We start from the raw sequence: 24,448 nt of genomic DNA, 5'->3' as shown, positions 1-24,448 counted from the left end.
CGTCTCCCGTTGCTGTTGACAACGCCTTTGACAAGGCGACATTCCGCTTGGTCCGGCACACGCTCGACAGGAATCAATGCCGGCATTTCAAACTCCATTACATGCCATGATTTTCCGGGCGTCAAGCAAACATGCTGCATTGCGAAAGCGGATTTCAGGCATTTTACGCGGGTGAAAGCGGTTTGAGCGAAAGACGTTCCTGAAGGACAAGATCAACGTTGCGTGATCGCGCCCGGACCTCCAAGATGGGCTGGTGAACGGTAGCGGAGGAGGCGACCTTGGAAGTTGCAACGGAAGCGGAGACGCAGGTCGTCATCGGAAGACGGGGAGGGGCCGGCATCATCCACCTGAACCGTCCGAAAGCCATCAACAGCCTGACGCTGCCGATGGTTCGTGCCATGCTCCAGGCGCTTCACCGTTTCGAGGATGACCCTGACGTTTCCTGCGTGGTGCTGACAGGGGAAGGCGACAGGGGGCTCTGTGCGGGGGGTGACGTTCGCATCATTCACGATCTCGGCAAAGCGGGCGATCCGCAGGTGCCGGATTTCTGGCGCGAAGAGTTTCCGCTGAATTATCGTATTGCCCGCTTTGGTAAACCTTATGTCGCGTTGATGGACGGCATCGTCATGGGTGGCGGCGTCGGCATTTCCGCCCATGCCAGCCACCGCATAGTCACCGAGCGGACGAAGCTTGCCATGCCGGAAACCGGTATCGGCTATTTCCCTGACGTCGGCGGTTCCTGGCTTTTGCCCAGAGCGCCGGGCGAATGCGGCACCTGGCTGGGGCTGACAGGCAATGCGGTCACTGCTGCCGATGCGATCTACGCCGGTTTTGCCGATTGTTTCGTCCCTTCTGCGCGCCTTACAGATTTGGTGGAGAATCTATCACAAGCGCTCGATCCTGATGGTGTCGAGGCGGTAATCGGAACTTATGCCGTCGAAGCTGGTGAGGGGGTCCTGTCGGCACACCGTGAGATCATCGACGCGGCATTCCGTTTCGACACGGTCGAGGAGATTTTCGCAGCACTTTCGGAGCGTGACGATACGTTTTCGCGCGACAGTCTGGAAATTCTCAAAAAACGCTCCCCTACCAGTCTCAAACTAACCCTGAAGCTGCTGCGCCTGGGGCGGGAAAGCGCCAGCCTCATCGAATGCCTCGAACGGGAATTTGCCGCCGGCACGGAGATATTGCGGGGTCATGATTTTTATGAGGGCGTGCGTGCGGCCCTGGTCGACAAGGACCGCAATCCGCGCTGGCGACCGGCACAGCTGGAAGAGGTGCGTGAAGAAGACCTTCTGCCATATTTTACCAAACACTCCGGTAATCTCTTTCCCGAGCACCGCCTTTAGATTGCGCAACGCAAAAGAAATCCGGCTTGCGGACATATATGAAATCATCACCTTTCGAATTGATGTTGCTTGGGTGAAATTTCTAATACGCTTCTGCTTAACGCACGGCTGTTGCTCGCAGGCGTTGTCGCCCCCCGTTATGTTGACGACCATTCGATTTTCCGGGGGTATTCATGAAACGTCTTCTCATCATCGGCACTGCCATTGCCGCTCTTTTTGCAGGTGCGGCGCAGGCGCAGTCTCCGACCACCATTCTCAACGCCTCCTACGATGTTGCCCGTGAGGTTTTCGCAGCCGAGAACGAAGCTTTCATCAAACTGCATCCGGGTATCACGGTTGATCAGTCGCACGCCGGCACCTCCAAGCAGGCGCGTGCCATCGTTGAGGGTCTGGAAGCTGATGTCGTCACCTTCAACCAGGTGACGGATGTCGATTTTCTGGTGAAGCAGGGTTTCGTTTCCGCCGACTGGCAGAAGGATTTCGCAAACGACGCCTCGCCGTTCTATTCCTTCCCGTCCTTCCTCGTGCGTGCCGGTAATCCTAAGCACATCAAGGACTGGGACGATCTTGCCCGTGACGACGTGAAGGTGGTTTTCCCCAATCCGAAGACTTCGGGTAACGCCCGTTACACCTATCTCGCCGCCACGGCCTATGCCAAGGAGAAGTTCAACGGCGACGAGAAGAAGGTTCAGGAATTCGTCAAGAAAATCTTCGACAACACCCCTGTTTTCGACACCGGAGGCCGCGCCGCCACCACCACCTTTGTGGAACGTGAAATCGGCGACGTGCTGATCACCTTCGAAGCTGAGACCCGCGGCATTGCCAAGCAATATGGCGCCGACAAGGTTGAGGGCGTGGTGCCTTCCGTCAGCCTGCTCGCCGAATTCCCGGTCGCCGTGGTCGACAAGGTGGTCGACAAGCGCGGCTCGCGCCAGCTGGCGAAGAGCTACCTCGATTTCCTCTACACCGAAGAGGGCCAGCGCATTGCTGCCGAATTCGGCCATCGCGTTCACAACGAAAAGGTTGTCGGCGAGTTCAAGGACAAGTTCCCGGCCATTCGCCTCGTCAACGTCAATGACGTCTTCGGCGGCTGGAATAAAATCCAGAAAGAGCATTTTGCGTCCGGCGCGACGCTTGATACGCTCTACGGCAGCCGTTAATCACGACGATATGCAACAGGTAAAAGACCCGGCGGGAAACTGCCGGGTCGCTTTATGATGAAATGGGGGCGGGGTTTGAAGCGGAATGTTCTGCCGGGGCTTAAATTGTCCCTCGGCGTTACCCTCACTTACGTCGCCATCATCGTGCTTCTGCCGCTCTCGGCGCTGGTGTTCAAGGCGGCGAGCCTCGGGCCAGCCGAATATTGGGCCATTATCTCTTCGCCGCGCGCCGTCGCAAGTTATCGGGTCACCGTGCTCTGCGCGCTGGCCGCGACCTTGTTCAACGTCGTTTTCGGACTGGCGCTCGCCTGGGTGTTGACGCGTTACCGCTTTCCCGGCTGGCGCCTTGTCGATGCAATTGTCGATCTGCCTTTTGCGCTTCCCACCGCCGTTGCCGGCATTGCGCTGACGACGCTGTTTGCGGGTAACGGCTGGTTCGGCTCGGTGCTTGCGCAATTCGGCATCAAGGTTGCCTATACGCCGCTCGGCATCATGGTGGCCATGGCCTTTACCAGTCTACCCTTCATCGTGCGCACCGTGCAGCCGGTGCTCGAAGACCTCGATCCGGCATTGGAGGAGGCGGCGCAATCACTCGGCGGTTCCGATCTCGAAATCTTCCGCAAGGTCATCCTGCCGCTTCTGACGCCAGCTCTGCTGGCCGGTCTCTCGCTCTCTTTCGCGCGCAGCCTCGGTGAGTTCGGCGCCATCATCTTCATTGCCGGCAACCAGCCGTTTTCAACGGAAATTACGGCACTGCTGATCTTCATCCGGCTGGAGGAATATGATTATCAGGCCGCCGCCGCCATCGCCTCCGTGCTGCTCATCGCGGCCTTCGTGATGCTGGCGGTGACCAATTACCTGCAGGCGCGTGCGCTTCGTTATACGGTGAGGAGCTGAGACATGAGCGCCATTTCCTCGCATCGCAAGCCACCGCGCGTCGGTGACGCGCCCTGGGTTCGCCGTAGCCTGATCGCTTTTGTGCTCGTCATCGGCGCGTTCCTGGTTGTCGCTCCTCTGACCATCATCGGGGTCGAGGCTTTTTCGCAGGGGTGGAAGGTCTATTCAGCCACCATCACCCACCCCGATACCCGCCACGCCATCATGCTGACGGTGCTGACGGCGCTGATTGCGGTGCCGATCAACACGGCCTTCGGCGTCGCGGCCGCATGGGCGATCACCAAATTCGATTTTCCCGGCCGGCGCTTCCTGCTGGTGCTTATCGAGATACCCTTCTCCATCTCGCCGATCGTTGCCGGTGTCGCCTATCTCTTCGTTTACGGGCTGCAGGGGCTGTTTGGGCCGTTCCTCGATGCGCACAATATCAAGATACTCTTTGCACTACCCGGCATCGTCATCGCGTCGATGTTCGTCACGGCACCCTTTGTGGCGCGCGAGCTGATCCCATTGATGCAGGCGCAGGGCCGCGATCTGGAGGAGGCGGCCACCTCGCTTGGCGCATCCGGCTGGCGCACCTTCTTTTCGGTGACGCTACCGAATATCAAATGGGCGCTGCTCTACGGCGTCGTTCTGTGCAACGCCCGCGTCATGGGTGAATTTGGCGCGGTGTCGGTCGTGTCAGGCAATATTCGCGGCCAGACCAACACGCTGCCGCTGCATATCGAGCTGCTTTATCACGATTACCAGACGGCGGGCGCCTTTGCGTCGGCCTCCATCCTCGCTTTGCTCGCTGTCATCACCATCATCGCCAAGGTGGCGCTGGAAGGGCGCGGCGCCGGGCGCGGGGCCAAGAAGACCAGCGGCGGTGCCGCCATCGCCACGGAGACCTGATTCCCATGAAAATCCGCCTCGAAAATGTGGTGAAGACCTTCGATACATTCCGCGCGGTGCGCGATGTTTCGCTCGATATTGAAAGTGGCGAGCTTCTGGCGCTGCTCGGCCCCTCGGGTTCAGGCAAAACCACGATTTTGCGCATGGTCGCGGGTCTCGAATATAGCGATGGCGGCCGCATCTTTTTCGGAGACGAGGACGCCACCAATATTCCGGTGCGCGATCGCGGCGTCGGTTTCGTGTTCCAGCACTACGCACTTTTTCCGCATATGACGCTGCATGAAAACATCGCGTTCGGCATGAAGGTGTCGAAGGTGAAGCGCGACAAGGCCGCGATCGACGCGCGGGTCAGGGAACTGTTGAACCTGGTCAAGCTTGACGGTCTGGGCGACCGGTTCCCGGCGCAGATTTCCGGTGGGCAACGGCAGCGGGTGGCGCTGGCCCGTGCGCTTTCGGTCGATCCCAAAGTGCTTCTACTGGATGAACCCTTCGGCGCGCTGGATGCCAATGTGCGCCGCGACCTGCGCCGCTGGCTGCGTGAAATTCACGGCGCGCTGGGCATCACCACGATTTTCGTGACACATGATCAGGAAGAGGCACTGGATCTCGCTGACCGCGTCGTCATCCTCAATCAGGGCGAGATCGTGCAACAGGGCACGCCGAAGGAAGTCTGCCGCCAGCCGAACAGTGCCTTCGTCATGCGCTTTCTCGGCGATGCCAACCGTGTGTCCGGCGTGGCGCGCGGCGGCAAGGTCTATGTCGGTGACAACGAACTGCCTTTCTCCTATGGTCAGGCGGATGGCGCCGTCGAGATCTATGCCCGTCCCTCCGACCTGGAATGGGAAGATCTGTACGAGGGCATTCCAGCCTCGGTTTCGCGGGTTCTCGACCGGGCAGGCGAGCGGCGGGTGATTGCCAGCACAGATGGCGGCGATCTCTTGGAATTCGACGTGCCGCCGGAAAATGATGTCGCGGCAGGCGATCGCGGTTCCGTCATCATCCGCCGTGCGAAGATTTTCCCGGCGGCTTGAGGGACGCTCTCGCCAGCCTCATATCAGCAGTTCGAAAGAGGCCTCGGCCGCCAGCCTGCCATTGACCATCAGGTCAACCTTGTGAACACCCGCATAGTGCTTGCGGGTGGTGAAATCACGCATGGCGCGGCTTATCGAGAGCGTGCATGTTTCGCCCGGCTGCAACTCGATTTCTTTCCACTTGAAGACTTTCGCGGAGGCGTCACCGCTCTTTTTCACGTAATGCACGGCATAATCGATCACCAGCTTCTGCGGGCTTTCTGCCGTCGAGGTGAAAGAAGCTGAAATCCGCACCGGATTACCAAGAGCGACCTTTTCAGGAGAAACCTGAAACGCCGAAAGCGCAATCTGAGCCTCCTTATGGGCGCCGAAATGGGCGAGTGCGGCAGCGTCGCCTTTCTTGACCAGAGTGCGCAAGGCCTGCCGCACGATCCAGCGTGTATGCGGGTTTTCCTTCGGCCATGTGTCGATGAGTGCCAGCACGAAAGCGGGATTGTCCTTGGTGATGTCGTTCAGATGATTGGCGACGGATTTGCGCACGTAAAGCGCCTCGTCAGCTTTCATGGCATCAAGGATCGCGGTGACCGGTGAGGGATCATCGATCAGGGCTTTGAGCTGGAACGACCAAGGCAGGCGCGGCCGGCAGCCTTCGCTCGCCAGCCTTCGCACATGCTCGTTGTCATGTTGCGACCATTTTTCCATCACGGCAAGTGTTCGGGCCAGATCCCTTTGCAGGAAATGGCGGATGGCAAATTCCGAGGAGCCGAAACGGGTGAAATATTGCAGCGCCTGCATGGAAAGATCAAAATCGTCGAGACCGTAAAGCGCCACATATTCCGGCAGCGAAATGGATGCGAAACCGTTGCCTATCCCGGGTGCTGCGGCTGTCAGAATTTCGATGTTGCGGGCATAGTCGCCGGGAAGCGTGGCGTGCAGGCTGGTCGCCACCTGCCGCATGCGCTGCATGATGCCCAGCGCTTCGAGATTTGTCGTGGCAAGCGCCATGAAGGCGGGAGCATCGAAAGGCGCATGAACGGCTTTGGTCTGATCGGCGATGTGTCGCAGTTTTTCGTGGTTGAAGATTTCCTTCAACGCGGGTGCCGCTGTCTCGCTCATAGGGCCTCTCAAGGTTCACTTTTTGTTCTTTTAGGGCATGATGAGGACGGAGGCAAGGGAAGGTGGTACTACCGAAGAAAAGACATAGCAAATCTTGCTTCTTCACAGATTGACGAAGGTCTTTCACTCCGTCATTCCGGGCTTGATCCGGCATCCGGCCACTGGGCGCCTGCGCGGTGAGTAGTCTTTTGCGGTCAATGACTTGATCGCGCTGGACCCCGGATTTAGTCCGGGGTGACGATGCGTGGAGATTCCGGGTTCGCCAAATTCAGGTTCAGGGCGGATATTGTCATCCGCCCTGAGCTTGCATCCAAAGCTTCAGCTCATCTGGCTGACGAATTTCGTCTCCAGATAGGCCTGAACCGCCTCCGAACCGCCCTCCGTGCCATAACCGGAATCCTTGACGCCGCCGAAGGGGACTTCGGGAAGCGCAAGGCCGTTGTGGTTGATGGTCAGCATGCCCGCCTCGACCTGGTGGCCCAGCGCATGCGCAGTCTTGACCGAGCTGGTAAAGGCGTAGGAGGCAAGGCCGAAAGGCAGGCGGTTCGCTTCGTTGATGGCATCATCGAATGTCGAGAAGCGGTTGATGATGGCGACGGGACCGAAGGGCTCGTCGTTCATGATCTTGGCTGTCACGGGCACGTTGGCGAGCACCGTGGGCTCGAAGAAGTTGCCCTTGTTGCCGATGCGGCGGCCACCGGTCTTCAGTTCCGCGCCATGGGAAACGGCGTCGTTGATCAGGCCTTCCAGCGCTGGGATGCGGCGCTCATTGGCGAGCGGCCCCATGACGACACCTTCTTCCAGGCCGTTGCCGACCTTGATCGCCTTCGTGGCTTCCACGAAACCTTCAAGGAAGCGATCCGCCACACCGTCCTGCACGAGGAAGCGGGTGGGAGCGACGCAGACCTGACCGGCATTGCGGAACTTGGCAAGCGAGGTCACCTCGATCGCTTTTTCGATATCGGCATCGTCAAAGATCATCACTGGCGCATGACCGCCGAGTTCCATCGTGGCGCGCTTCATGTGCTTGCCGGCAAGCGCTGCCAGATGTTTGCCGATCGGCGTGGAGCCGGTGAAGGAAATCTTGCGGATGACCGGATGCGGGATCAGATATTCCGAAATCTCGGATGGCACGCCGTAAACGAGACCGATGACACCCGCCGGCACGCCCGCATCCACAAACGCTCGGATCAGTTCCGCCGGCGATGCCGGTGTTTCTTCCGGGGCCTTGACGATGATGGAGCAGCCCGTGGCAAGGGCAGCCGAAAGCTTGCGGACGATCTGGTTGATCGGGAAGTTCCATGGCGTAAACGCCGCGACGGGACCAACCGGCAGCTTGATGGCAAGCTGGGAAACGCCGGTTGCGCGCGCCGGGATGACCTGGCCGTAGGTGCGACGTGCTTCTTCGGCGAACCAGTCGATGGTATCGGCGGCGCCCATGATTTCGGTTGCCGATTGCGACAGCGGCTTGCCCTGCTCGCGGGTCATTATATAGGCGATCTTGTCCTTGCGCTCACGCAGGATGTCGGCTGCCCTGCGCATGATCTTGGAACGCTCGAAGGGCGAGGTGTCGCGCCAGACCTTGAAGCCACGCTCGGCGGCGGCAAGCGCCAGATCGAGGTCCGCCTTTTCGGCATGGGCGATCGCGCCGATGATTTCGTCGGTCGCAGGGTCGGATACGGCGATCGTCTTGCCGGAAACGGCGTCTCGCCATTCGCCATCAATGAGAAGTTTGATGTCGGGATAGGTGTGCATAGGGACTACCTTCATGATGCGGCCGATACGGCAGGGTGCCGTCCAGCCCGGAGACGTGAACAGAATTTTCCTGACCGGACTATATCCGGTATCGCCGCTTGCGCTGCGCGGAACGGGCGTCTGGGCATTTCCGGCAAGAGGAAGCTGAAATTGCCGGAAACGGAAATGACAGCTCTTATATTAAGTTGCGTACGGTATGTTTCAACCGTTCGCTCTGGCAATCGCCATGATTTTTCTGTGATGCGAAACTTGTCTCTCGGCTTTCCTGCCTGACAGGCAGGCGGATGCCGAACGCGCATTGGTCTTGTCCGATACGCGCGAATCATGTGTTGCTGTTGTTAAGCAATCACGCATATGCCGCAATTTGGCCTTTGTCGCACCAGACGGATTGATACGAAGACGTAACTTGTAGTGTTGCTTGCGTCATAACAGGGCGTGAAGTGTAAAAAAGTACAATAAGACGGAAAAATTATCCAAACGGTTTACTCAAAACCTAGAGAAAATACGGATAAAATCTCACTAAGGATATAACATTCATTCCTGATATATATTGCGAGCGTCGGTTCCCTTGACCCTCAGAGGTTGGCGAAAACCCCTCGACCTGAACGCTAGATGGAGAAAGAGTATGAGTTTCGCCCGGGTACTTCTCAGTGCGTTTCTGTCGCTCATGTGGCTTTCCTGTGCCGAGGCCGGGACGATCGCCAAGCCGCAAGGCAAGCCGATATTGACCATCTCCGGAAACATCACCAACACCAATGCCGATGGCGCTGCGGTATTCGATCGCGACATGCTGGAGGGATTGGGCATGGTGACGGTGGAGACCACGACGCCCTGGCACGATGGCCGCGTTCGTTTTGACGGCGTGTCACTGGCAAAGTTGATGGATCTCGTCGGCGCAAAAGGCACCAGCGTAACGGCAGTTGCACTCAACGATTATGTGAGCACCATACCGGTTGAGGATTTTAAGAAATTTAACGTTATCCTCGCGATCAAGCTGGATGGCAACTACATGACAGTTCGCGAAAAGGGTCCGCTGTTTGTCATCTATCCCTATGATAGCGACCCGGAATTGCAGAAGCAGACCTATTATTCGCGGTCCGCATGGCAAGTTGCCAAATTGATAGTGGAATAAAGGTGCCGTTTGCGAAAACTTGTGGCGGTGATCATCTGTTGCTTCGTCCTGGCAACGGGCTATATCGCTTTCGTCATTGCCGAGCGTCAGACCGCTCTGCAGAAATTTGCCCGCTATAACGATTCGTGGGCGGTCAGTCAGACCGTGGCGGAGTATCTCCGCCTTCAGAACAAATTGGCCGTTTTTGCGCTCAGTCCCGGTGTCATAGACCGGGACGAATTGCAGCTGCGCATGGACATCATGCTAAGCCGCCTGGAGCTCTTGAAGCAGGGTAACCTCGGTGCTTTCATCAATGAAAAACAGCAATGGCGGGATCTCGTAACCCGCCTTGACGCGGTTCTGGCCCGCCTGGAACAGCAGATGAACACCCTGGAGCCAAGGGATGTTCCGGATCTGCTCTCCGAGATGAGCTCGCTCGATGCGCCGATGACGACGCTGGCTTCGTCGTCGGTCGCCTATGACGTCAATCTGATCGATACGGCCCATGAGGACGTGCGCAAGCTGCATATCGTCTACACCGCGCTTGCGGGCGGATTGATCCTGTGCGGCATCGCGCTGGTGATATTGCTGCTTCGCCAGAACGATCTGTTGAACCGCGCGCAGAAAAGCATGCGCGGGCTGACCGATGATCTGCGCGCCGCCACGCTTGAATTGCAGGCCAAGAATGTCCGGCTGGAGCATGATGCCTATCATGATGCGCTGACGGGCCTTCCAAACCGCTCGCTGTTCCGGCAGGAACTTATCGAGCGGTTGCGCCGCTCTTTCGGCGGCAATGGAACGACGGCCATTCTTCTGCTTGATCTCGATGGGTTCAAGGACGTCAACGACACGCTTGGCCACGATTCGGGCGACGCCTTGCTTCAGGCCGTGGCACAGCGCCTTTCGGGGATCGGCGGTGATTACGACATGGTTTGCCGCCTTGGCGGCGATGAATTCGCTGTCGTGTCCGATGATCTCAATGAGGAAACGGCGCGCCGTCTCGCCTCCAAGCTTATCGAGCAGATCAGCCGGACCTACCAGCTCGGCGAGCAGGAGGTGAAAATCGGCACCTGCATCGGCATCGCCATATCGCATGGTACCGTCGATGCGGATGAATTGTTCAAGCGCGCGGATCTGGCGCTTTATGAAGCCAAGGCCATCGGCCCTGGCCGGGCGAGTGTTTTCAAAGTCCGCATGCAAAAGCAGCTGACCGAAAAGAAATCCTTCGAGGCTGATCTGCAGACTGCGCTGCAGAACGACGAGATGGAGGTCTATTACCAGCCGCAGGTGGCGACGCAGACCCGCAAGCTTTGTGGCTTCGAGGCACTTTTGCGCTGGAAACATCCAGTGCGCGGCGATGTTCCGCCCAGCGTGTTCATTCCCGTTGCAGAACGAACTGGCCTTATCCATTCGCTCGGAAAATGGGTGATGGAGACTGCCTGCCGCGAGGCGATGCGATGGGATGAGGACATGAAGGTGGCGGTCAATCTCTCGCCGGTTCAGTTCCACAGTACCAACCTCATTCAGAACGTGATGGGTGCCCTTGATAAAAGCGGGCTGGAGCCGAGCCGGCTCGAGCTTGAGATCACCGAATCGATCCTGCTGAACAAGAGCGACCAGACGATCAACACGCTAACGCGGCTAAAGGCCGTCGGCATCCAGATCGCCATGGACGATTTCGGCACCGGTTACTCCTCGCTTGCGAATTTGCGCGGCGTGCCGTTCGACAAGATCAAGATCGACCGGTCATTCCTGCGCGATATCACCAGCGACCGCGACGCGCTGGCGATCGTCGAATTCGTGGTCGGCGTCGGGCGCAGCCTCCGAATGACCACCATAGCCGAAGGCATCGAGACGGAGGAGCAATATGAGCTGGTCAAACGTCTGGGATGCGATCTGGTACAGGGCTATCTGATCAGCAGGCCGTTGCCGGCCAAGGAGCTTGTGGCCTGGAGTTCCGTTTGAACGGGTTTGCTTTCGAACAGGGCAAGCCATGTTAAATTTCAGTGGGATACATCGTTGACGGCGAAAACCAATACCGGTTGTCGCACCGATACTGTAGAGCATTCGCGGTCTATGCGGGATCGTTCTGTTGACGAGACCGGGTTTTGAGAAAGGGCTTGGGAAATATGGAAATTCTGGATGTGCATGGAGTAGCCCTGCCTCTTTCTTCCGATGAGGTATCGCCCGTCATATGGCAGGCGCTGACCGACGGCAGCTATGAGGCGAAAGAGGCCCGCAGCGTCCTGAAAGCCATCAAGCCCGGCGACCGCGTATTGGAACTGGGGTCCGGCATCGGCATCATAACCTCGATCATTGCCGGTATTCAGGATGTTTCCGTTTGGGCATTCGAGGCCAATCCGTCCACAGCGGCACTGGCGGAACGGGTGATCAAGGCAAATTGCCGTGGCAATGTCGTGTTTTCCCAAGGACTTCTCACGGCCGACGAGCCGCGTACCTATCCCTTCTATGTCCGCAAGGATCTCTGGATGTCGTCCATGGACGAAAATCAGGGTCCTTATGAAAGGCGCATCGAAATCTCGTCCGAGAATATCGATGCGTTTGTCGCCAGCCGGGGCATCACGGCGCTCGTGATGGATATCGAGGGCGCGGAACGCGATCTGCTCGGCAATGCCGAGCTTGCAGGCGTGGAGCGGATATTCGTCGAGCTGCACGATCACCTTTATGGCCTCGAAGGTGTTCGCGACATCATGCAGGCACTGACCGCCAAGGGATACGCCTATGATCCGCGCGGTTCACGCGGCCCTTGCGTGTTGTTTTCCAAGGACGACAGCCCGAGGGAATACGATCCCGACGTGGATTGAGAGTTCGAACAACTTAGCGAGTTTCGTTTCCGGCTTTGTGCAGTCGCGACCGCGCCCGTGCGCCGTTGATTACAATTTAAAACGCAACTTATCCGGTTTGTTATTTCAATCCGTTTGCGTCTTCTGTCGCAACTTTTCGGTCGCGGTGCCGTTTAGCGCCGGTACCGGGGCGTAAGACAGCGGGCGGCACGGCCATTATTGCCAGATCAGCAATTCATTCAGAATTATTGTTGCAATTGTTGCGGATGTTTTCCTGCGTCATCATCCCTCCATCAAACCGGCGCACAACATAGATCGCACCGGAAGATGCCAACGCAACCGAAGGAGAAACGATCATGGGCTTTGTTAAGACGACAGATGGAACAGACATCTTCTACAAGGACTGGGGCCCGAAGGATGCTCAGCCCATCGTGTTTCACCACGGCTGGCCACTCAGCTCCGACGACTGGGATGGACAGATGCTGTTTTTCCTCTCGAAAGGGTATCGTGTCGTCGCCCATGATCGCCGTGGTCACGGCCGCTCCGCGCAGGTTTACGAAGGTCACGATATGGACCATTATGCCGCAGACGCCTTTGCGGTTGCAGAAGCGCTGGACCTGAAAAATGCCGTGCATATCGGCCATTCCACCGGCGGTGGCGAAGTGGCGCGTTATGTTGCCAGACACGGTGAAGCCGCAGGCCGCGTCGCGAAGGCCGTTCTGGTTTCCGCCGTGCCGCCGCTGATGCTCAAGACCGAGGCCAACCCCGAGGGCCTGCCGATGGAGGTTTTTGACGGCTTCCGTTCAGCACTTGCCGCAAACCGCGCGCAGTTCTTCCGCGATGTGCCCTCCGGCCCGTTCTACGGCTTCAACCGCGATGGAGCGACCGTTCAGGAAGGCGTGATCCAGAACTGGTGGCGGCAGGGTATGATGGGCAGTGCCAAGGCGCATTACGATGGCATCAAGGCATTCTCGGAAACCGACCAGACCGAAGACCTGAAGGCCATCAGCGTGCCCACACTCGTGCTGCACGGTGAAGATGACCAGATCGTGCCGATTGCGGACTCTGCGCTGAAATCGGTGAAGCTCCTGAAAAACGGTACGCTGAAGACCTATCCCGGCTTCTCGCACGGCATGCTGACCATCAATGCAGACGTGCTCAACGCCGATCTCTTGGCCTTCATCAAGGCTTGATCCTTTTGCAAAACGGAATGCGGCTGGATACCCGGCCGCATTTTGTCGTCTTGCGTCAAGCCAGACGGGCCTGCCATTCGCTGCGATAGGCGGGAAGCCCTGCAATGGCATCGGGAGCGAAATGACGCTCGCGGCCGGCAAGTGGTTTAATACCGGTGAGGAGTGCTGCCCCGGCACTGGTGCCCGTGGAACCGCTGACGGCGATGACCTCAGTTTCGGCTAAACCTGCCAGCGCCTTGAGATAAAGCGCATTGCTGGCGAATGGCCCTTCGACCAGTATCGGGCCTTTCCGCCCGATGAGCGATAGGCTGAACTCCGTCATCAGGGCGAGATAAAGCGCCGCTGCCGCGTGCCGTTCAGCAACAGTGGCATTGTCGTCGGCAATCCAGCGCGCTGTTTTGCCGGGGAAGGGGCCGGAACCGCTGACGACGCTGGGCAACAGCATCATGCCTCTGGTGAGCACGCCGCCGAGAGCGGCTTCGGTTTCTTCGTCCGGAGCAGGCCCGAATTGGTGCGTCAGCATTTCATATTCCCTGCCGCCCATGAAGCGGGAGGAGGGAACGGGACGCCCGAGGGCATCGACATTCAAAAGCGTATCACGGGCGGGATCCAGCGTCTCCGCCGTACCGCCGATGGCGAAATTCACCACCCAGGTGCCGGTGGAGACGACAGAAAAATCACCCTGCCTCCGCAGCAGATGCGGCAGCAGCGAGGCGTTGGAATCATGGATGCCGCAATAGACCGATATATCCGCCGAAAGCCCGGTTTCCAGCGCCACCGATTCGCGGACTGGCCCGAGTACATCGAAGGCGGAGCGCACCGGCGCCATCAAGTGCGCAATACCCAAGCGCTCGACCAGCGATGAAAACGCCTTCAGCCGCGGATTCCACAAATCCGTATGGCAACCGAGCGAGGTCGTCTCGGTGGCCTGAACGCCGGTCAGCCGCCCCGCCCAATATTGCGCGTAGGTGACGATACTGCGCACCCCAGCGAATTCCTGCGGAAAGGCGGTTTTCTGGAAATGGATTTGTGCGCCAAGGTTCAACCCGGCTGGAAGCGAGGGTGAGCCGGTTTCAGCAAAATCCGGCTTGATGCGGAGATAGGCTTCCGCAACGCTTGCGGGGTAGCTGTGCTCGTAATCCAGCACAGGCATGGCAAGATCGCCGTTTTCGTCAAGAAGTGCGGCAGACGCGCCATGGGTCGTGATGGAAATCGCGTCGAAACCCGGCTCTTCCGCGAACCGCCGAAGAGAGGTGAGAATGAAGCTCCAGAGCATCTCCACATCGTAATGCGGATAGATGCCGTCACGAAGGACAGGGTTGGAACGCCTGTCACCGGTTATCTCTTCGCCGTTTCGGGTGTCGATGACAACGACCTTGGCATTGGTCTTGCCTATATCGATGACCGCGACGCGGCGTGGCTTTGTCATGTCATTCATGGCAGGTGGAACACTGTCATAAGGTCAGTCGCGACAGGCGAGTTATCGGGATTGCTTTCCATGATGTCAGCCATATGCGCCCACCATTTCTTCATCACGGGATGCTCGGGCAATGCTGCCATGCCGTGGTTCTTCGGGCGGGTCAGCACGCCGAACAGGATGTCGGTTTCCGGGTCGAGGTGGATTGAATAGTCGCTCACACCCGCTTCGTGCAGAAGAGCAACCAGTTCCGGCCATATCTCGTCATGGCGCCGTCTATATTCGGCTTGCTTGCCGGCGAAGAGTTTCATCTTGAAAGCGTGTTTTTCTAATTCCGGCATGGCTTAGCCTCTGATGGCGCGAAGGCGGCGCACAACGATGGGTATGGCGATGGTGATGATCAAAAGCAGGCCGACGAAGATCGACATGACGATGCCAGGCACGTTCAGAAGACCGAGGCCGAAGGTGACGAGGCCCATGACGAAGGCAGCGATGACGACACCTGCAATGGTGCCGGAGCCGCCGAGAATGGACACGCCGCCGAGCACCACCATGGTCACGACTTCAAGCTCCCAGCCTTGAGCAATCGAGGGGCGGGTGGAACCGAGCCGCGAGGTGAGGCAGACGGCGGCGATGCCGCTCATCAGGCCGGTCAAAAGGAAGAGGATGAATTTGACCCGTTCGACGGGAATACCGGAAAAACGGGCGGCAAACGGATTGTTGCCGATGACATAGACCTGCCGGCCGAAATTTGTGGCGTGCAGCAGAATGGCGAAGATGACGGCCATGGCGAGGAACAGTACGAATTCGAAGGAGATGACCGAGTACACGTAACCCTGACCGAAATAGGCGAAATCCGCCGGATATTTGCCATAGGCCTGATCACCCAGCACCATATAGGAAATACCGCGGAACAGGCTCATCGTACCGATGGTGACGACGATGGATGGCAGTTTGAGGCCAGCGACGAGAAAGCCGTTGAACGCCCCGCAGAGTAGCCCGGTTCCGATGCCGATGGCGACGAGCCCCGGCGTGCCGACACCCATCTGCACCGCCGCACCCATTGCGGTGGAGGCGAGAGCGATGATGGCGGCGACTGAGAGATCAATCTCGCCAGCGATGATCAGAAGCGCCATCGCAAAGGCGATGATCGCCTTTTCGGTGAAGTTAAAGGTCGCGTCGGACAGGTTCCAGGCATTGAGAAAATAGGGCGAGGCAAACGAATTGGCGATGAAGATGAGGATCGCGACGCCGAGCAGCAGCACTTCCCAGCTTGCCAGGAGACGGCGCAACGGCGTGCCGAGCTTGTCTGGAATGATGCGTGGCTTCTGCGCCGGTTGAGAATTCGTACTCATGCTGCGGCCTCCTTGGCCTGATCGCTTGCCGCCCGGTCGCGCAGGATGATGCGCCCTTTTCGAGCTTCGGCGCGGGCGTTGAAGACGACGGCGAGCACGATAACCACGCCGGAAATTGCCATTTGCGCGAAGGGAGAAATGCCGATGACGGGCAGGGCGTTCTTGATGACGCCGAGAAACAGTGCGCCGAGCACAGCGCCTGCCACCGAGCCAATGCCGCCGGCAATGGAGATGCCGCCAATCACATTTGCCGCCACGCTATCGAGTTCGAAACCGGCGGCGATATCCACATAGGCAACGGCATAACGCGACACCCAGAGATAGCTGGCAAGTCCTGCCAGTGCACCCGACAGAACGAAAGCCAGAAAGCGTGTGCGGCCGACATCGATGCCGGCATAGACCGCAGCGCCCGGATTGCCGCCGGAAGCGTAGGCGGAGCGGCCGAAAGAGGTCCGGCTGAGCACCAGCCAGGCACCGGCGATGATGAGGATGGCGACCCAGGACAGAACCGGCATGCCGAGGATCATGGTGCGCGGCACGTTGAGGAAGGTCGGCGAAAGCTGGTGCGCATTCACCCAGCCACCGCCCGACAGCACGAAGGCCATGCCGCGATAGATGGTGAGCGTGCCGAGCGTGACGACGATGGGAGGAATGCCGAGCCACCAGACGAGAATGCCGTTGATCGATCCTAGAAACGCGCCGATGCCGACCGCCATGGCGATGAGAAGCGGCAGTGGAATTCCCGGGAAGGCGGCATTGGTCATCGCCACTGCCATGCCGGTGAAGGCGAGGTTGGCGGCAACCGAAAGATCGATGGATTTGGTGAGAATGACCGCCATCTGGCCAAGCGCCAGGATGATGAGGATGGAGGTATCGTTGAAGATATTGACGAGATTGGCCGGCTTACCGAAACCGGGCGCGCGCAGCGCAAAGCCTGCGATCATGATGACGATGATGCCCGCCAGCAGCCATTCGCGATTTTTGAGAAAACGTTGCATGGTTTTGCCCCTCTCAGGCGTTGCCGGTGGCGGCGCGCACCAGCTTTTCCGGAGAAAAATCGGCGCGTTCGAACAGACCTGCCATCAGGCCTTCGCGCATGACGATGGCGCGGTCGGACATGCCGAGAATTTCGGGAAGTTCAGATGAAATCATGATGATGGAGAGACCTTCGGCTGCAAGCTCGCTGATGAAGCCGTGCACGGCGGCCTTGGAGCCGATATCGATGCCCTTGGTGGGTTCATCGAGAATAATGACTTTCGGCTGCGTGGCGAGCCATTTGCCAATCACCACCTTCTGCTGGTTGCCGCCGGAAAGCGTGCCGACGGGCACGGACAGGGCGGCGGCGCGCAGGTCGAGGCGGGAAGCATATTTGCGCGCCAGAGCAAATTCGTTTGCGGCGGCGAGAAAGCCCTTGCGAGAGGTGCGGGCAAGAGAGGGCAACGACATGTTCTGGTAGATCGGCATGTCCAGCGCCAGCCCATGCCGTCCACGCTCTTCCGGCACATAAACGATGCCGGCGCGGATCGCATCCTCCGGCGAACGGATGACGAGCGGTTCGCCGTTGAGGGTAATCTGTCCTGAGGCTGGGCGCGTGATTCCGAAAAGCGACTGGCACAGTTCCGACCGCCCGGCGCCGATCAGCCCATAAAGGCCAAGAATTTCGCCTTTGCGCAGATCGAGAGAAATATCGCGAAATTCCGTCTGGTGTGAATAATTTTGGACCGAAAGAACCGTCGGGCCGAGTGTGACCGCCTGTTTCGGAAAGGCGTTCGTGACGTCGCGGCCAACCATCAGGCGCACGATCTCATCCTGCGGGGTGGCGGCGAGATTACCCGCGCCGACCATCTTTCCGTCCCGGAATACGGCATAATTTTCAGCGATTTCATATACTTCATCGAACTTGTGGCTGATGAACAGGATGGCCTTGCCCTGCCGCTTCAGGTTTTCAACGATGCGAAACAGATCATCGATTTCCTTACGGGAAAGGGCGGCTGTCGGTTCGTCCATGATGACGATACGTGCCTCGACGGAAAGCGCTCTGGCGATTGCCACGAGGTGGCGCTGCGCGATGGAAAGGTCCTTCAGCCGAATGGACGGATCGATGGTGCTTTCGAGCTGTTCAAGCAGGACCCCGGCGCGCGCATTGATGGTCTTCCAGTCAATGAGGCCGAAACGGCCTTTGGGCGCATGACCGAGGAAGATGTTTTCGCCCACGGAAAGCTCGTCGAACAGCACGGTTTCCTGATGAATGGCGGTCACGCCGGCATCGATGGCATCCTGTGCGCCGTGAAAGGTGACGGGCCGGCCATCGAGAAGGATTTCCCCTTCATTCGGGCGGTAGATTCCGGTGAGAATTTTGACGAGCGTGGATTTTCCAGCACCGTTCTCGCCGATCAGCGCCGTGACCTTGCCGGGATAAAGCGCGATATCGACGCCATCCAGCGCCTTCACGCCGGGGAATATCTGGCTGATGCCGCGCATTTCCAGAATGGGCGTCGCGCTGGAAGTCTCGGTAACGTCTAAGATTTTGGTTTCAGCACGCATCATTCCGTCTTACCGGTTGGTTTTGAGTGTAGCGGCGAGAGGCACCCCCCCCTCTGCCCTGCCGGGCATCTCCCCCCAAGAGGGGGGAGATCGGCAAGCGGATACACCCTGCCTATGGAACGAGCGGGTGCGGCATATCGATCTCCCCCCTTCAGGGGGAGATGTCCGGCAGGACAAAGGGGGTTAGCCTTCGCACTGCCGGAAATTATTCAGATCAGAAAATCTTCGAGAACTGATCGATGTTCTTGGCGTCATAAATGAAGGGATCGGCCATGGCCGCTTCGCTATTTTCGCCAACCTTGATCTTGCCCATGCGGCCGGCTTCGATTTCCGAGCCCGGTTTGCCGTCTGCTTCACCCTTCACAAGGCGGTAGGCAATCTGGGTGGCGGAATAACCGAGGTCGATCGGGTTCCAGATGGCGAATTCCTTGGTTGCGCCTGATTTGATGGCGCCAGCCATCTCCGAGGGCAGGCCAAGGCCCGTCACAAAGACCTTGCCGATCTTGCCCGCATCCTTCACGGCCTGAGAGGCCGCAAGAACGCCAACCGTCGTCGGTGCGACGATGACCTTTACATCAGGATGGGAGGAAAGCAGGCCCTGTGCTTCGCGGTAGCTCTTGTCGGCAAGGTCGTCACCATAAACGGTGGTAACGAGGTTGAGGCCGGGGAAGTCCTTCAGCTGCTTCTTCATCTCATCGATCCAGATATTCTGGTTCGTGGAGGTGGTGGTGGCAGAAAGGATGGCGAAATCGCCCTTGCCGCCTTCCAGGTGCGATGCGGCAAGCTGCAGGCACATCTTGCCGATCAGCGCGTTGGACGAGGGGTTGAGCTGCAGAATGCGGCCTTCAGGTGCCACGCCGGAATCCCAGGAGATGACCTTGATGCCGCGCTGCGCCGCCTTTTTCAGCGCCGGAACTACGGCGTCCGGGTCATTGGCGGAAATGGCGATGGCATCTACACCCTGCGCGATCAGCGAATTGATGACCTCGATCTGGCCTTCCGCGGTGGTGCTGGTCGGGCCCGTATAGATGATCTCGACGCCACCGAGGTCTTTTGCAGCCTCCTGCGCGCCCTTGTTGGCGGCTTCGAAAAAGCCGTTGCCAAGTGATTTGACCACCAGCGCGATCTTCACATCGGCTGCCTGGGCAACGCCGCCAAGACCCGCGACGGAGAGCGCCGCGCTAAGTGCCAGGACGCTCGTCAATGTTCTGCGTGTAAGTTTCATGTTCCTTTTCCTCCCGTTTTTGAACCTGTTCCTCTCTTCGGTGCTTCCTCAAGCGACCGAAGAGGAATCCTCCTCATCAGGCGGGTTGGCTATCTTGCCATCCCCCGCTGCGCCGGCGATCAGCAATTCGACGCCGGCATTTTCAACCATCCGCGCCGCCTCATCCGAAATCCCGTCATCGGTGATGATGGTCGAGACGTTTTCGAGTGGGCATAAAATCAGGCTGGATCGTTTTTTGAATTTCGAGGAATCGACCATCACGATCAGCTCTTCCGCCTGCCGCATCAGCTTCTGCTCGCTCTGGATCACCAGCGCGTCCGATTCCATGATGCCGAGTGCGCCGATGCCCTGCGCGCCGAGAAAAATTCGCCTTGCGTAAAAATTGCGGATGGCATCGTTTTCGAAGGGCGACAGGATGAGGCTTTGATCGCGATAGATCGCGCCACCAGGCACGCTGACATTGCATTTGGAATGTTTGACCAGATGCTCCGCAATCGCGAAGGAATTGGTCATCACCTGCAGCCGTCGCGCCGCCATGTAGTGCACCATCTGGAATGTGGTCGTGCCACCATTCAGGATGATCGCATCACCGTCATTACAGAGATCAACCGCCTTGCGCGCAATTGCGCGTTTCTTGTCGATGTTGACCGATTCGGACACGCGGAACGGTCGCGCGGCCAGATTACCCAACTGCGGTGGATGCACCGCTTCGGCACCGCCACGCACGCGTCGCAACTTTCCCTGAACATGCAGGGACGCGATATCCCGGCGGATCGTTGCTTCCGACGCATCCGTCAGTTCGGCAATATCCTGCACCGTCACGACAGCTTTTTCCTGTGTGGCGCTTAAGATGATGCGATGGCGTTCGCGTTCGTGCATGTGGTCCTCCTGATTGTGATTATTCGCAATCTCTTTACGTTGTCAATCAAGAACGATCAAATTAATCAATATCGCGCTGCAACATGAAAATTTATGATCGTTTTTGATTGACATTACGCTTTTGTATGCGCGATATCTGCCGTCAACGGAGGCGGACCGATCTCGGCACCCGCGAATGCAGACTTGACTTGGGAGGAAGACATGACGGGAAAATCCCGCCTTCTCGAAAGCCGTTGGGACGATGCCTATGCCAAAACGCTCGATGAGCCTGGCAAGCTGCTTTATCGCTCCAATCTGCTTGGCGCCGACAAGCGCATCACCAATTATGGTGGCGGAAACACATCCGCGAAGGTGCTCGAAACCGATCCGCTGACGGGCGAGAAAGTCCGCGTCATGTGGGTTAAAGGGTCCGGCGGCGATGTCGGTACCATCAAGCTCGATGGTTTTGCGACGCTTTATCTCGACAAGCTGGAAGCGCTAAAGGGCATTTACAAGGGTGTCGAGGATGAGGACCGCATGGTCGGCTTCCTGCCGCATTGCACCTTCAACCTCAACCCACGCGCCGCCTCCATCGATACGCCGCTGCACGGCTTCGTGCCTTTTGATCATGTCGATCACATGCATCCGGATGCGATCATCGCGATTGCCGCCTCCAAAAATTCGAAAGAACTGACGCAGCAGATCTTTGGCGATGACATCGGCTGGCTTCCCTGGCGCCGTCCCGGTTTCCAACTGGGTCTCGATCTCGAGGCTTTCGTAAAAGCCAACCCCGAGGCCAAGGGCGTTGTGCTGGAAAGCCACGGTCTGTTCACCTGGGATAACGACGCCAAGACATGTTACGAACTTACGCTCGCCATCATCAACAAGGCGATCGAATGGTTTGCGGCCAAGACCGAAGGCAAGACGATTTTCGGCGGTGCCGTTGCCAGGAGCCTGCCACTTGCCGAACGCCGCGCGATTGCAGCACGGTTGATGCCGGAAATCCGTGGTCGGATCGGCCGCGAGGAGCGCAAGCTCGGCCATTTCGATGATCAGGACGCGGTTCTGGAATTCGTCAATTCGAAGGATCTGAAGCCGCTCGGAAATCTCGGCACCTCCTGCCCCGATCATTTCCTGCGCACGAAAATCCGCCCGCTGATCCTCGATCTCGATACGGCAAATCCCGATGTGGATGCGCTGACAGCCGGTCTCGACAAGGCGCTAGAGGCCTACCGCGCCGACTACGTCAGATATTATGAGGCGTGCCGCCATGATAATTCGCCTGATATGCGCGACCCGAACCCCGTGATTTTCCTGATCCCCGGTGTCGGCATGCTGTCCTTCGCCAAGGACAAGGCGACCGCCCGTATCGCCGGTGAATTTTACGTCAACGCCATCAACGTCATGCGCGGCGCTTCCACCGTGTCCGAATATCAGGGCCTACCCGAACAGGAAGCCTTCGATATCGAATATTGGCTGCTGGAAGAGGCAAAGCTGCAGCGCATGCCGAAGCCGAAAAGCCTTGCCGGACGCGTGGCCTTTGTCACCGGTGGCGCCGGCGGCATCGGCCGGGCGACGGCGGAAAGGCTGGCAGCGGAGGGCGCCTGCGTTGTTCTCGCCGATATTGACGAGGCGGCGCTGGAAGCGGCCAAGGGCGATTTCGCGAAGCGCTACAGTGCTGATGCGGTGCGCAGCGTCAAGCTGGATGTGACGCAGGAAGACGCGGTCATTTCCGCCTTTGCGGAAGCGAGCGTGGAATTTGGCGGCGTGGATATTCTCGTCTCCAATGCCGGCATCGCCTCTTCTGCACCGGTGGAAGACACGACGCTTGCCATGTGGAACAAGAATATCGATATTCTCGCGACGGGTTATTTCCTCGTGTCGCGAGAAGCATTCCGGCTACTCAGGCGTCAAAATCTCGGCGGCAACGTGGTGTTCGTAGCCTCTAAAAACGGTCTTGCCTCTTCGCCCAATGCTTCTGCCTATTGCACGGCCAAGGCGGCGGAAATCCATCTTGCCCGTTGCCTTGCTCTGGAAGGGGCGGAAGCCGGCATTCGCGTCAACACCGTCAATCCCGATGCCGTTCTGCGCGGTTCGAAGATCTGGAACGGCGAGTGGCGCGAGCAGCGCGCGGCCTCGTCCAAGATTGAGGTGACCGATCTGGAGGAACATTACCGCAAGCGCTCGATGCTGAAGCTCAATGTGTTCCCGGAAGACATCGCCGAAGCGATCTACTTCCTGGCGTCCGACGCGTCGGCCAAATCAACCGGCAATATCATCAATGTCGATGCCGGCAATGCGCAGAGCTTTACGCGGTAGGAATTTCGGCACGTCTCACCTCCGTCATCCCGGCTTAATGCCGGAATGACGGAGGGGGCGATGATCGAGCATGCACTGGACGGATTCCGGGGAGGAAGAGATGACCGACACCAAAATCGCCGCCGATGTGATCGCGGCCGAAAACGACAAGCGCGCCGCCGCGCTGAAGGACGACTACGATGCGCTGGGCAACCAGCTTGCGCGCCGCAACATCGATATCGATGCTGTCACCGCCAAGGTCGCGGAATTCTTCGTCGCTGTTCCATCCTGGGGCGTCGGCACCGGCGGCACCCGTTTCGCCCGCTTTCCGGGCGAAGGTGAGCCCCGCGGCATTTTTGACAAGCTGGATGATTGCGCCGTCATCAACCAGCTGACACGGGCGACCCCGAATGTCTCCCTGCATATTCCGTGGGACAAGCAGGACCCGAAGCGTTTGAAGGACCATGCCGACACGCTGGGTCTCGGCTTCGACGCCATGAATTCCAATACCTTCTCGGATGCACCGGATCAGAGCCATTCCTACAAATACGGTTCGCTCAGCCACACCGATGCCGCAACGCGGGGCCAAGCCGTGGAGCACAACATCGAATGTATCGAGATCGGTAAAGCCATTGGTTCCAAGGCGCTGACGGTGTGGGTGGGCGATGGTTCCAACTTCCCCGGCCAGAGCAATTTCACCAGAAGTTTCGAGCGCTATCTCGCGGCCATGGCCGATATCTACAAGGCGCTGCCGGATGACTGGCGCATCTTTTCCGAACACAAGATGTTCGAGCCGGCCTTCTATTCCACCGTCGTGCAGGATTGGGGCACCAATTACCTTATCGCCAATACGCTCGGTGAAAAGGCGTTCTGCCTCGTTGATCTCGGTCACCATGCGCCTAATACCAATATCGAGATGATCGTCTCCCGGCTCATCCAGTTCGGCAAGCTCGGTGGTTTCCACTTCAACGATTCGAAATATGGCGATGACGATCTGGATGCCGGCTCCATCGAGCCTTACCGCCTGTTCCTCGTCTTCAACGAGCTGGTAGATGCCGAACATCGTGGCGTGAAGGGCTTCCATCCCGCCCATATGATCGACCAGTCGCACAATGTGACCGACCCAATCGAAAGCCTGATTTCCAGTGCCAACGAAATCCGCCGCGCCTATGCGCAGGCGCTGCTGGTGGATCGCGCGGCTTTGGATGGCTACCAGCAAGACAATGATGCGTTGATGGCCTCCGATACGCTGAAACGGGCCTATCGCACCGATGTCGAGCCGGTTCTCGCTAAAGCAAGGCAGTTGGCGGGCGGCGCGATCGATCCTGTTGCCACCTACCGGGCGAGTGGTTATCGCAAACGGGTTGCGGCGGAACGCCCGGCTTCGATCGGTGGCAGCGGCGGGATTGTTTAGGGGTTGGGGTTTGAGGGGACAGGCGGAGAA

General features: G+C 58.5%; 20 protein-coding genes. 11 read left to right on the top strand and 9 right to left on the bottom strand.

Translation table 11 applies throughout. From position 1 onward, the window contains the following. The first annotated feature begins 278 nt into the window (after positions 1–278). The 5 genes from F617_RS0106515 (at position 279) to F617_RS0106495 (ending at position 5,328) form a co-directional block, all read left to right on the top strand. Positions 279–1,349: an enoyl-CoA hydratase/isomerase family protein gene (locus tag F617_RS0106515; RefSeq protein ID WP_019564806.1), complete on the top strand. Its 1,071-nt coding sequence runs from the start codon at positions 279–281 to the stop codon at positions 1,347–1,349. Between the two features lie 173 nt (positions 1,350–1,522). After that, complete coding sequence (gene cysP / locus F617_RS0106510) at positions 1,523–2,509, top strand: thiosulfate ABC transporter substrate-binding protein CysP (RefSeq protein WP_019564805.1); 987 nt, start codon at positions 1,523–1,525, stop codon at positions 2,507–2,509. A 54-nt stretch (positions 2,510–2,563) separates the two neighbouring features. Next, positions 2,564–3,406 carry a sulfate ABC transporter permease subunit CysT gene (cysT, locus tag F617_RS0106505; protein ID WP_013761717.1) on the top strand — a complete coding sequence of 281 codons (843 nt, stop codon included), beginning with the start codon at positions 2,564–2,566 and terminating at the stop codon, positions 3,404–3,406. Positions 3,407–3,409: 3 nt separating this feature from the next. Continuing rightward, a complete protein-coding gene (gene cysW, locus F617_RS0106500) occupies positions 3,410–4,297 on the top strand; it encodes a sulfate ABC transporter permease subunit CysW (RefSeq protein WP_019564804.1) in 888 nt (295 codons plus the stop codon). A 5-nt stretch (positions 4,298–4,302) separates the two neighbouring features. Then, positions 4,303–5,328, top strand: coding sequence for a sulfate/molybdate ABC transporter ATP-binding protein (locus F617_RS0106495; protein ID WP_019564803.1), 1,026 nt, complete (start codon positions 4,303–4,305; stop codon positions 5,326–5,328). A gap of 18 nt (positions 5,329–5,346) precedes the next feature. On the opposite strand, the gene F617_RS0106490 is transcribed toward F617_RS0106495, so the two are convergent. Further along, positions 5,347–6,444 carry a DNA alkylation repair protein gene (locus F617_RS0106490; protein ID WP_019564802.1) on the bottom strand — a complete coding sequence of 366 codons (1,098 nt, stop codon included), beginning with the start codon at positions 6,442–6,444 and terminating at the stop codon, positions 5,347–5,349. 318 nt (positions 6,445–6,762) lie between these two features. Next, complete coding sequence (locus tag F617_RS0106485; protein ID WP_003511213.1) at positions 6,763–8,199, bottom strand: NAD-dependent succinate-semialdehyde dehydrogenase; 1,437 nt, start codon at positions 8,197–8,199, stop codon at positions 6,763–6,765. Positions 8,200–8,824: 625 nt separating this feature from the next. Here F617_RS0106485 and F617_RS0106480 point away from each other — a divergent pair. The 4 genes from F617_RS0106480 (at position 8,825) to F617_RS0106460 (ending at position 13,307) form a co-directional block, all read left to right on the top strand. Continuing rightward, a complete protein-coding gene (locus F617_RS0106480; protein ID WP_003511212.1) occupies positions 8,825–9,331 on the top strand; it encodes a molybdopterin-dependent oxidoreductase in 507 nt (168 codons plus the stop codon). 9 nt (positions 9,332–9,340) lie between these two features. After that, entirely contained in the window at positions 9,341–11,275 is a 1,935-nt protein-coding gene (locus tag F617_RS0106475; protein WP_026330703.1) for a bifunctional diguanylate cyclase/phosphodiesterase, read from the top strand. Between the two features lie 164 nt (positions 11,276–11,439). Further along, the gene (locus F617_RS0106470; protein WP_003511210.1) at positions 11,440–12,135 is read left to right on the top strand and encodes an FkbM family methyltransferase; all 696 of its coding nucleotides are present in this window, start codon (positions 11,440–11,442) and stop codon (positions 12,133–12,135) included. Between the two features lie 335 nt (positions 12,136–12,470). Beyond that, complete coding sequence (locus F617_RS0106460; RefSeq protein ID WP_019564800.1) at positions 12,471–13,307, top strand: alpha/beta fold hydrolase; 837 nt, start codon at positions 12,471–12,473, stop codon at positions 13,305–13,307. 55 nt (positions 13,308–13,362) lie between these two features. Here F617_RS0106460 and F617_RS0106455 read toward each other — a convergent pair whose 3' ends face one another. From F617_RS0106455 to F617_RS0106425, 7 genes are all read right to left on the bottom strand, one after another. Next, the gene (locus F617_RS0106455; protein ID WP_019564799.1) at positions 13,363–14,745 is read right to left on the bottom strand and encodes an FGGY-family carbohydrate kinase; all 1,383 of its coding nucleotides are present in this window, start codon (positions 14,743–14,745) and stop codon (positions 13,363–13,365) included. Beyond that, complete coding sequence (rhaM, locus tag F617_RS0106450; RefSeq protein WP_019564798.1) at positions 14,742–15,065, bottom strand: L-rhamnose mutarotase; 324 nt, start codon at positions 15,063–15,065, stop codon at positions 14,742–14,744. The genes F617_RS0106455 and rhaM overlap by 4 nt, the downstream gene beginning before the upstream one ends. Before the next feature lie 3 nt (positions 15,066–15,068). Beyond that, entirely contained in the window at positions 15,069–16,079 is a 1,011-nt protein-coding gene (locus F617_RS0106445; RefSeq protein WP_003511205.1) for an ABC transporter permease, read from the bottom strand. After that, a complete protein-coding gene (locus tag F617_RS0106440; protein ID WP_019564797.1) occupies positions 16,076–17,077 on the bottom strand; it encodes an ABC transporter permease in 1,002 nt (333 codons plus the stop codon). Before F617_RS0106440 ends, F617_RS0106445 begins: the two co-directional genes overlap by 4 nt. A 13-nt stretch (positions 17,078–17,090) precedes the next feature. Further along, positions 17,091–18,626, bottom strand: a complete 1,536-nt coding sequence (locus F617_RS0106435) for a sugar ABC transporter ATP-binding protein (RefSeq protein ID WP_019564796.1) — start codon at positions 18,624–18,626, stop codon at positions 17,091–17,093. A 211-nt stretch (positions 18,627–18,837) separates the two neighbouring features. Next, positions 18,838–19,848 (bottom strand): rhamnose ABC transporter substrate-binding protein, encoded by a 1,011-nt coding sequence (rhaS, locus tag F617_RS0106430; protein WP_003511200.1) that lies wholly within the window; start codon positions 19,846–19,848, stop codon positions 18,838–18,840. A 48-nt stretch (positions 19,849–19,896) separates the two neighbouring features. Then, a complete protein-coding gene (locus tag F617_RS0106425) occupies positions 19,897–20,727 on the bottom strand; it encodes a DeoR/GlpR family DNA-binding transcription regulator (protein ID WP_003511198.1) in 831 nt (276 codons plus the stop codon). Between the two features lie 201 nt (positions 20,728–20,928). Between F617_RS0106425 and F617_RS0106420 the strand changes: the two genes are divergently transcribed. After that, positions 20,929–23,025: a bifunctional rhamnulose-1-phosphate aldolase/short-chain dehydrogenase gene (locus F617_RS0106420; protein ID WP_019564795.1), complete on the top strand. Its 2,097-nt coding sequence runs from the start codon at positions 20,929–20,931 to the stop codon at positions 23,023–23,025. A 100-nt stretch (positions 23,026–23,125) separates the two neighbouring features. After that, the gene (gene rhaI / locus F617_RS0106415; RefSeq protein ID WP_019564794.1) at positions 23,126–24,418 is read left to right on the top strand and encodes an L-rhamnose catabolism isomerase; all 1,293 of its coding nucleotides are present in this window, start codon (positions 23,126–23,128) and stop codon (positions 24,416–24,418) included. The last annotated feature ends 30 nt before the right edge of the window (positions 24,419–24,448 follow it).

This window comes from Agrobacterium sp. 10MFCol1.1 (assembly GCF_000381165.1).
GTDB classification, from domain to species: Bacteria; Pseudomonadota; Alphaproteobacteria; order Rhizobiales; family Rhizobiaceae; genus Agrobacterium; species Agrobacterium tumefaciens.
This window is presented reverse-complemented; position numbering and strand designations above follow the sequence as displayed.